This window comes from Enterovibrio norvegicus (genome assembly GCF_002876705.1).
In the GTDB taxonomy this organism is placed as follows: Bacteria; Pseudomonadota; Gammaproteobacteria; order Enterobacterales; family Vibrionaceae; genus Enterovibrio; species Enterovibrio norvegicus_B.
The window spans coordinates 1-8,845 of record NZ_MDAG01000054.1 but is presented as its reverse complement, the minus strand read 5'-3'; the positions used below and the strand labels follow the sequence as shown (position 1 = coordinate 8,845).

Annotated in this window: 12 protein-coding genes; 2 read left to right on the top strand and 10 right to left on the bottom strand. The window is 48.0% G+C overall.

Annotation, left to right across the window (positions count from 1 at the left end; translation table 11 throughout):
* The 9 genes from BCT27_RS19490 to fkpA all read right to left on the bottom strand — a co-directional run.
* Nucleotides 1-302: GTP-binding protein (locus BCT27_RS19490; RefSeq protein ID WP_241905164.1), on the bottom strand; the 302-nt coding region annotated here is incomplete at its 3' end.
* 100 nt (nt 303-402) lie between these two features.
* Entirely contained in the window at nt 403-2,499 is a 2,097-nt protein-coding gene (gene fusA / locus BCT27_RS19485; protein WP_102316825.1) for an elongation factor G, read from the bottom strand.
* A 72-nt stretch (nt 2,500-2,571) separates the two neighbouring features.
* Nucleotides 2,572-3,042 (bottom strand): 30S ribosomal protein S7, encoded by a 471-nt coding sequence (rpsG, locus tag BCT27_RS19480; protein ID WP_017010445.1) that lies wholly within the window; start codon nt 3,040-3,042, stop codon nt 2,572-2,574.
* 97 nt (nt 3,043-3,139) lie between these two features.
* Nucleotides 3,140-3,514, bottom strand: coding sequence for a 30S ribosomal protein S12 (gene rpsL, locus BCT27_RS19475; protein WP_002535163.1), 375 nt, complete (start codon nt 3,512-3,514; stop codon nt 3,140-3,142).
* A gap of 179 nt (nt 3,515-3,693) precedes the next feature.
* Complete coding sequence (gene tusB / locus BCT27_RS19470) at nt 3,694-3,984, bottom strand: sulfurtransferase complex subunit TusB (protein WP_102316824.1); 291 nt, start codon at nt 3,982-3,984, stop codon at nt 3,694-3,696.
* A 9-nt stretch (nt 3,985-3,993) separates the two neighbouring features.
* A complete protein-coding gene (gene tusC, locus BCT27_RS19465; RefSeq protein WP_017010447.1) occupies nt 3,994-4,350 on the bottom strand; it encodes a sulfurtransferase complex subunit TusC in 357 nt (118 codons plus the stop codon).
* 7 nt (nt 4,351-4,357) lie between these two features.
* Nucleotides 4,358-4,750: a sulfurtransferase complex subunit TusD gene (gene tusD / locus BCT27_RS19460; protein ID WP_102316823.1), complete on the bottom strand. Its 393-nt coding sequence runs from the start codon at nt 4,748-4,750 to the stop codon at nt 4,358-4,360.
* Nucleotides 4,747-5,466 (bottom strand): helix-turn-helix transcriptional regulator, encoded by a 720-nt coding sequence (locus BCT27_RS19455; protein WP_017010449.1) that lies wholly within the window; start codon nt 5,464-5,466, stop codon nt 4,747-4,749. Before BCT27_RS19455 ends, tusD begins: the two co-directional genes overlap by 4 nt.
* 169 nt (nt 5,467-5,635) lie before the next feature.
* A complete protein-coding gene (gene fkpA, locus BCT27_RS19450; protein WP_102316822.1) occupies nt 5,636-6,427 on the bottom strand; it encodes an FKBP-type peptidyl-prolyl cis-trans isomerase in 792 nt (263 codons plus the stop codon).
* Nucleotides 6,428-6,549: 122 nt separating this feature from the next.
* Between fkpA and BCT27_RS19445 the strand changes: the two genes are divergently transcribed.
* Entirely contained in the window at nt 6,550-7,530 is a 981-nt protein-coding gene (locus BCT27_RS19445; protein WP_102396528.1) for a WD40 repeat domain-containing protein, read from the top strand.
* Between the two features lie 7 nt (nt 7,531-7,537).
* Nucleotides 7,538-7,759 carry a SlyX family protein gene (locus BCT27_RS19440; protein WP_017013173.1) on the top strand — a complete coding sequence of 74 codons (222 nt, stop codon included), beginning with the start codon at nt 7,538-7,540 and terminating at the stop codon, nt 7,757-7,759.
* Between the two features lie 75 nt (nt 7,760-7,834).
* On the opposite strand, the gene BCT27_RS19435 is transcribed toward BCT27_RS19440, so the two are convergent.
* The gene (locus BCT27_RS19435; RefSeq protein ID WP_102396527.1) at nt 7,835-8,800 is read right to left on the bottom strand and encodes an isoaspartyl peptidase/L-asparaginase family protein; all 966 of its coding nucleotides are present in this window, start codon (nt 8,798-8,800) and stop codon (nt 7,835-7,837) included.
* Nucleotides 8,801-8,845 lie beyond the last annotated feature (45 nt).

The following is an 8,845-nucleotide window of genomic DNA, read 5'->3' as shown; positions in this document are numbered from 1 at the left end:
CCGTCCATTTGCGCAGCACCAGTGATCATGTTTTTAACATAATCGGCGTGTCCTGGGCAGTCTACGTGTGCGTAGTGACGAGAAGGAGTATCGTATTCTACGTGTGACGTAGAGATAGTGATACCGCGCTCGCGCTCTTCTGGAGCGTTATCGATAGATGCGAAGTCACGTGCAGAACCGCCGTATACTTTAGAAAGTACAGTACAGATTGCTGCAGTTAGAGTAGTTTTACCGTGGTCAACGTGGCCGATAGTACCAACGTTAACGTGCGGTTTCGTACGTTCAAATTTTTCTTTAGACACGATCGTGTTCCTTCCTAGTTATGAGCCGCACCTACCGTCGTAAGTGCGATCAGAAGTTTTTATCAATGCTGGCGAACAATGCCAGCATCAAAGCTACTAATCAACAACGCTGTGCGATGATTGAATCAGCAACGTTCTTTGGAACATCAGCGTATTCACTGAATTCCATAGAGTAAGATGCGCGGCCCTGAGTCGCTGAACGCAAGTCAGTTGCGTAACCAAACATCTCAGCCAGCGGTACCTGTGCGCGGATGATTCTCAAGCCAGCAGGACCATCGTCCATACCAGAAATCAAACCACGGCGGCGATTCAAGTCACCCACTACATCACCCATCCAGTCTTCTGGAGTGGTGATTTCCACTTTCATCATTGGCTCAAGAATAACAGGTTGCGCTTCAAGCGCTCCTTTCTTAAAGGCCATAGATGCAGCGATTTTAAACGCCATTTCGTTGGAGTCAACATCATGATAAGAGCCATCAAACAACGTGGCTTTCACGTCAAGTACTGGGTAACCGGCAAGGACACCACTACTCATCTGCTCTTCAATGCCTTTAGACACTGAACTGATGTATTCTTTTGGTACTGAACCACCAACGATTTCATCAACAAAGACAAAGCCTTCGCCGAGTTCAGACGGCTCCAGTTTGATCCATACATGACCATACTGACCGCGACCACCAGATTGCTTAACGAACTTGCCTTCGACTTCAGCATTACCACGGATGGTTTCACGGTATGCCACCTGAGGCTTACCTACATTACATTCAACGCTGAACTCACGGCGCATGCGGTCGACAATGATGTCGAGGTGCAATTCGCCCATACCAGAGATCAGGGTTTGCCCTGATTCCATGTCAGTTTCAACGCGGAACGATGGATCTTCTGCCGCCAGTTTACCCAGCGCGATACCCATTTTTTCTTGATCAGCTTGTGAGCGAGGCTCAACAGCGATCTGAATAACTGGCTCAGGGAACTCCATACGTTCCAGAATCACTTTAGATTCTAGAGCACAAAGTGTGTCTCCTGTCGTCACGTCTTTCAGACCAATTGCTGCTGCGATGTCACCCGCGCGGATCTCTTTGATCTCTTCGCGTTTATTTGAGTGCATCTGAACGATACGGCCAAAACGCTCACGTTTTTGCTTCACAGAGTTATAAACTGTGTCGCCCGTATTAACCACACCTGAATAAACACGCAGGAAGGTTAATGTGCCCACAAATGGGTCAGTGGCGATTTTGAATGCTAGTGCTGCAAATGGTTCGTTATCGTCAGCATGACGGTCGATCACATTGCCATCTTCGTCTTCACCATTGATCGCTTTCACGTCAACCGGCGAAGGAAGGAATTCAACAACAGCATCTAGCACCGCCTGAACACCTTTGTTCTTAAATGCAGAACCACAAGTTGCCAGTACGATTTCGTTGTTTAGTGTGCGTTCACGCAAAGCTTGCTTGATTTCGGCTTCAGTCAATTCCCCGTCTTCGAGGTATTTGTCCATCAGCTCTTCATTTGCTTCAGCAGCCGCTTCAATAAGGTTTTGATGCCACTCTTCAGCCAGCTCTTGCATGTCAGCAGGGATCTCTTCATAACTGAAGGTCATTCCCTGATCAGCTTCATTCCAGTTAATCGCCTTCATTTTGATAAGGTCGATTACACCGCGAAACTCATCTTCTGCGCCAATATTCAAATGAATAGGAACAGGGTTAGCACCTAGTCGATCTTTAATCTGATTAACTACGCGCAAAAAGTCTGCGCCTGTACGGTCCATCTTATTGACGAAAACCATACGAGGAACTTGATATTTGTCGGCTTGACGCCAAACAGTCTCAGACTGAGGTTCAACACCAGAAGAGCCACAGAATACAACGACTGCACCATCCAATACGCGCAATGAACGTTCAACTTCAATGGTGAAGTCAACGTGTCCAGGGGTATCGATGATATTGATGCGATGCTCAGCGAATTGTGCATCCATACCATGCCAGAAGGTGGTAGTCGCAGCGGATGTGATAGTGATACCACGTTCCTGCTCCTGCTCCATCCAGTCCATGGTTGCGGCACCATCGTGCACTTCACCAATTTTGTGAGAAAGACCGGTATAAAACAGGATACGCTCTGTTGTTGTAGTTTTACCTGCGTCTACGTGAGCACAAATACCGATGTTACGGTAGCGCTCAATCGGGGTCTTACGAGCCACAGTAGTATCCTCTTACTAAGGTCAACCTTAGAATGTGGTTTAGGCGCGGCAAATGCCGCGCCTAAAAAGGTATTACCAGCGGTAATGAGCAAACGCTTTGTTAGCGTCAGCCATACGGTGAACGTCTTCACGTTTCTTAACCGCAGTACCTTTGTTCTCAGATGCATCTAGCATTTCATTAGCTAGACGTTGAGCCATAGATTTTTCACCACGCTTACGCGCAGCTTCAACCAACCAACGCATAGCAAGTGCGTTACGGCGAACCGGACGTACTTCTACAGGTACTTGGTAAGTTGAACCACCAACACGGCGAGATTTAACTTCTACCGCAGGGCGAACGTTATCAAGAGCTAGTTCAAACAGGGCTAGGTGATCTTTACCAGAACGCTCAGCCATGATGTCCAATGCACCATAAACGATTTTTTCAGCAGTCGACTTTTTACCGTCAACCATTACGATGTTTACAAATTTTGCCAGCAGCTCTGATCCGAACTTAGGATCCGGAAGGATTTTACGCTGACCAATTACGCGACGACGTGGCATGGAATTCTCCGTTGTCTTCTTCAGGTTTTATCCAAAACTTTTCAGTTTTTTCAAAATTACAAATTAATTAGTGTTTGGCCTTACTTAACGGATTCCATTAAGACTTAGGACGCTTCACACCGTACTTAGAACGACCTTGTTTACGGTCGTTAACGCCTGCACAGTCAAGCGCACCACGGACGGTGTGGTAACGCACACCTGGAAGGTCTTTTACACGACCGCCGCGGATTAGAACAACGCTGTGCTCTTGAAGGTTGTGACCTTCACCACCGATGTATGAAGTAACTTCAAAACCGTTGGTCAAGCGAACACGACATACTTTACGTAGTGCCGAGTTAGGTTTTTTAGGCGTAGTGGTGTAAACACGAGTACAAACACCACGTTTTTGCGGACACGCTTCCAGCGCAGGCACGTTGCTTTTAGCAACTTGCTTGATGCGTGGTTTGCGTACCAGCTGGTTAATAGTTGCCATTAAATAGCTCCTGATATTACTTACGTATAAGTGTGAAAAATCTATGCCCCACAAAAGTAGGGACGCGAAATTTTATGCGTCGTCTATTTAGGTGTCAAGATTTATACAACGATCAATGTTCAGTGCATTTTGTAAACACCGAGATATTACGTCTTTACGCTAGCTGATCGTGGCGATATTCACCATTTCATTTGCGTGACATGCTGCTCCGTCAAACAAACAAAACCTTTAATATCAACAAGTTCAAACTCACTGGCAATTTTTCCTTCCAGTCCTCTTGCTTGAACGTCTTCCTGCAGTACGTAAATTCGATGATTTGAAGAAAGAAGTGGCAGAAACCACTCTCCTTGCTCAATAGCGGCAACGACAGCATCTTCAGCAAGAAGGATCGCGCTCGGCGCTTGCGCATAATCGAGGCAAAGCTTCAATGAAGATGAAGAATACGGTGAGGTATAAAGCGTATGTAACATCCGATGCACCTAAAACTGGAGGACTTTGACACATTCAGTCAATTGCGACGCAATCACGCTGCGTTCGACAACATCTGCATCGATGATAAGTGCCGTGTTCGTTAAGCCTCTTTCTGCTAAAGACTGCTCACAAACATAGATTTCTTCGACATCACACAACGACAGCATTTTAAACGTTGAAATATAGTCGCGGCTGAGCACCACATCAGGCTGTTGGTTCGCGAGGAGTTGGAAAACACCATCACCTACGAAGAACAACGCAATGTTTTCGCTGTAATTGGAGGTCGAAAGAACGGCATCGAGACCTTCTCGCCCGCTTGCAGATCCATGTGGTGCAGTAGAAAAAACGAAACCGAGTTTACTCATGGGCCACCTAAAACTGCACAACGCGATCAGCGGTTAATAACGATTCTGACAAACCACCCAATCCCGCTTGGGTAAAGCCCTTTGCCATATTGGATGTTGGCAACGCATGCTGTTTTGCTTCGTCATCACTGATTTGGCCGCGGCGCAATGCCGCCGCAACGCAGGTTTCAAGTTCCACACCATGCTCTGATGACAAATCCTGCCACGCGGCGACCAAATCAAATTCATCGTTTGCAGGTACAGTCAAAGACGATGCATTCGACACACCATCTTGATAGAAAAACACACGCGTGAGCGTGTGTCCCTGTTCAATCACAGCTTGCGCGAAGCGGTATGCGGAAAGCGATGCTTGGCGACCATAAACTGGCGCACTCACCACTAACACATAATTGAGGCTCATTTTTCCCCTTCCTCGCCTTTGCGTTGACGGATGTAGAGATACACAGTGTGCTTGGAAATGTTTAGGCGATCTGCCACACGGTTGATGGCGTCTTTGATATCGAAAATGCCTTTATCGTAAAGCTCCATCACGATCTGACGGTTTTTCGTGTTGTTCGATACCGACTTATCTGCGTTGATTTCTTCTATCGTGCGTTCAACGGTTTGGTCAACCAACTCATCCACATCGCTGGCGAAATTCACCGATGATGCTGCTTGGCGCGCTTCTTCAGTCGGCATAAATGCCTGCAGCACTTGGGAGAATGGCGCATCCAAGTTAATGTTGATACACAGCAAACCAATCACACGATTGTCCGCATTACGAATAGCGACCGTGATGGATTTCATCAAGGTATTGCCCTTCGCACGCGTGAAATAAGCACGGGAGAAGTTCCGCTCTGAACCTTCAATGTCACGCAGCATACGAAGCGCAAGGTCAGTGATCGGCGAACCCACTTGGCGGCCTGTGTTTTCACCATTGGCAATTTTGATGGCCGACGTGTTCAAGTTTTCCAGTGAGTGCAACACGATTTCACAGTGCTGACCAATCAACGCGGCTAAACCGTCAACAACGGCTTCGTAAGATTTGAGTATCACGCGGTCTTGTACTGTGAATGGATTGACCTCAATGAAGTCACTTTCGACAATTACATCCGCACCAAAACTGTCTGTCGGCACAGGCTTCTTTCCTTTTGTGGGTTATCGTCTATCGAAGAGTAAAAGATAAACGAAAGCTGCAAACTTTAAAATCTAGTAATAAGTTTAACAGACTTGGTTCAAGAAAATGAAAAAACCCCAGTACGAGACTGGGGTTTTTGAACGTTGCATAAAACTAACGTAAAGGTGATTAACCTTGTGTCGTTTCTGCCTTCGCTGCGTCACCTTTAATTTCGATTAGCTCAACATCAAACACCAAGGTTGAGTTTGCTGGAATCGCAGGTGTGTCTTGTGCGCCGTAAGCCAACTCAGGCGGAATGACGAATTTGAACTTAGAGCCCACTGGCATCAATTGAACGCCTTCCGTCCAGCCAGGGATCACGCGGTTAAGCGGGAAAGTCGCAGGTTGGTTACGATCGTAAGAGCTGTCGAATTGTGTACCGTCAGTCAATGTGCCTTTGTAATGAACAACAACGGTGTCTTCCGCTGCAGGTTTCGCACCTTCACCCAAGGTTTCTACTTGGTACATCAGACCTGAATCTGTGGTAGTTACACCTTCAGTTTTTGAGAACGTTGCGCGGAAATCTTCGCCTGCTTTCACAGCCGCAGCCGCTTTCTCTTCAGATTGTTTTTGTGCCATCTCAGCAACACGCTGGTCCAGTGATTGAAGCGCAGCTTGTGCTTCTTCATCACTCAATTTTGATTTATCAGCAAACGCATCTTGTACACCTTGCAGGACAAGATCAGAGCTTAAGCTCAGGCCAATTTCTTCTTGCTGATCAAGGTTCGCTTTCAGGTATTGCGCCAACGATGCACCGATTGCATAAGCGGCTTTGTCATCTTCTGTTGCAAATGTCACGGTTTCTACGGCAGCAGGAGCTTCAACCGCAGCTGTCTTCGTTTCTTTTACTTCTTCTTGCTGACAGCCCACAGCTAGAGCGACAGTCGCAGCTAACAGTGACATTTTAAAAACTGATTTCATTGGTTACTCCGTTGGTATTCAAACCACATTTCTCTTATTCGCTTACGCGACAACGATGCGAAAGCCTGAAACGATCAATATACTCGACGTTATAGGGTCCCAAGAAAAGGAACACAAGCGTGATACGACAAATCGTCGCCACAATTTGCTTAATTCTGACACTGCTAGCACTTTCAGGGTGCTTTCACTCCTCGCATGAAGCACAACGTTGGACGTTGCAGCCTGATGGAGTGACCAGTTTCAGCTTAAGTCGTGAAGGCCGTTTCGGCCTTATGGCATCAACAGAACAAGGTATCGTGCTCTGGGATCTTATGCAAAACAAACAGTTGGCAGATTTCGGATATCAGGATCAAGATAGAAACACTGTGATCGCGAGCCAAATATCAGACAACAATCGTTACGCCATTACTGCCACATCACAGAACTTTGCGGTCTGGGATTTAGCGTGGGGGCAAGCCGAGGGCCTGTGGTCCATATCAGACGGCATCATTCGAGACCTCGATATCAGTAACAACGGGCAAAAAGTATTGCTTGCGTTATCGAACGGCAAAGCCTTGTTCGTGGACTTAGGCACAGGAAGACGCTTAGAGTTCCTTGCTCACCAAGATAAAGTGAATAGCGTGTCTTTGTCGCCCAATGGCAAGTTCGCGCTGTCAGGAGGGAATGACCATAACGCCTTCTTTTGGAGCACTGAATCCGGCCAAGTGCTGAATGAATTTCCACATGCACACCGTATAACTCGCGTCGAGTTACACCGCACGGGAAAATACGCCTTTTCAGCAGACGGAGACGACACAGCCATTGTGTGGGATCTCTCTACGGGCGAACCGCGTACCGAACTCAATATGTTCCACCGCCATCCAAACTTCTCAACGGCGCGTTTCTCGGATGATGGCGAGGTCTTAGTCACAGGGACTCCCGGTAGACGCATAGAATCATGGGATACCCAAAGCGGTGATAACATCGGACGCTGGCTAGCGGAGGAACAACAAAATACGCGACCACCGAGTGCGGTGGTGTATGATGTCGCGATAGATCCAACAGGGCGTGTAATATCCGCAACATCAGCCGGCATTGCACAAGCCTGGATATCGCAGGAATAGTAACGATATGAAAGAATTAGAGCGCTTACAGAAGCAAGTTGAAGACCTTGAAATCAAACAAGCATTTCAAGAGCACACCATCGAAGAACTCAACGATGCAGTCACTGAACAACAAAATGCGATCATGCGAATGAACACGCAGATTGCCTTCTTGGTGACAAAACTAAAAGCGATGGAACCCGCAAACATTGCGAGTATGAACGAAGAAACACCGCCGCCTCACTACTGAACACAGGAGCTAGGGGCGAGAAAAAGCAGATCGCGAGGAACGAGAAAGAGCAAAGATCTCGAACCTCGCCTCTCGTTACTCGCTCACCACAGAAAGGGCTTCATCTGCAAATATCGCTACCCGCGCATTGCCATCCGCATCGACCGTCGCGCGGTACATGCCCGGACAATTCAATTCGAAGTTGACTGCACCGCTCGCATCAATCGCAATCACACCGCCCTCGCCGCCTAGCGAAAGAAAATCACCGTGAATAACGTCACGACACGCTTGCTCCATATTGGCATTGCCATATTGCATGCGTCCCGCAATGTCACCAGCAACGGTACAGCGCATCAATAGCTCGCCCATTCCTGTTGCCGATACCGCCACATTGCCATTACGCGCAAAGTTTCCGCCACCAATGATTGGCGTATCTCCGACGCGCCCCCAACGTTTGTTGGTTAATCCACCGGTGCTGGTTGCTGCCGCAAGATTGCCGTTTTTATCCAACGCAACAGCGCCAACCGTGCCGTGTTTTTTCTCATCAGGATAACGGGCTTCAGAAAGCGCCACGCCACCCGTCTTTTTCATGACGCGCAATTCTTTGTAGCGCCTCTCGGTAAAGAAGTAATCTTGCTCTGTATAGCTGTAACCGCACTCTTTGAACGCAAAAGATTCCGCCCCCTCGCCCGCAAGCATCGCATGCGGGCTTTTTTGCATCACGTCACGCGCAAGCTGTATGGGGTTTTTGATGTGACGAATCAAAGTGACAGCGCCAGCATTAAGTCCATTGCCATCCATCACACTGGCATCCATCTCAACCGTTTCATCATGCGTGAGCACTGACCCTTTTCCCGCATTAAAGAGCGGGCTGTCTTCCATCACCGTCACAGCAGCAACCGTGGCATCAACAGCGCTGCCACCTTGAACAAGAACCGCATGCCCCGCCAATACCGACTGCGCTAACGCTTTGCGATAATCGGCTTCAAGCTCTGGGGTCATTAATCTGCGTTCGATTGTGCCTGCGCCGCCGTGGATGGCGATTGAGAATGGGTGGGTCATGGCGGTTCCTTCGTTAAGGGAAAACAGGTACTGGGTACTGGGTAC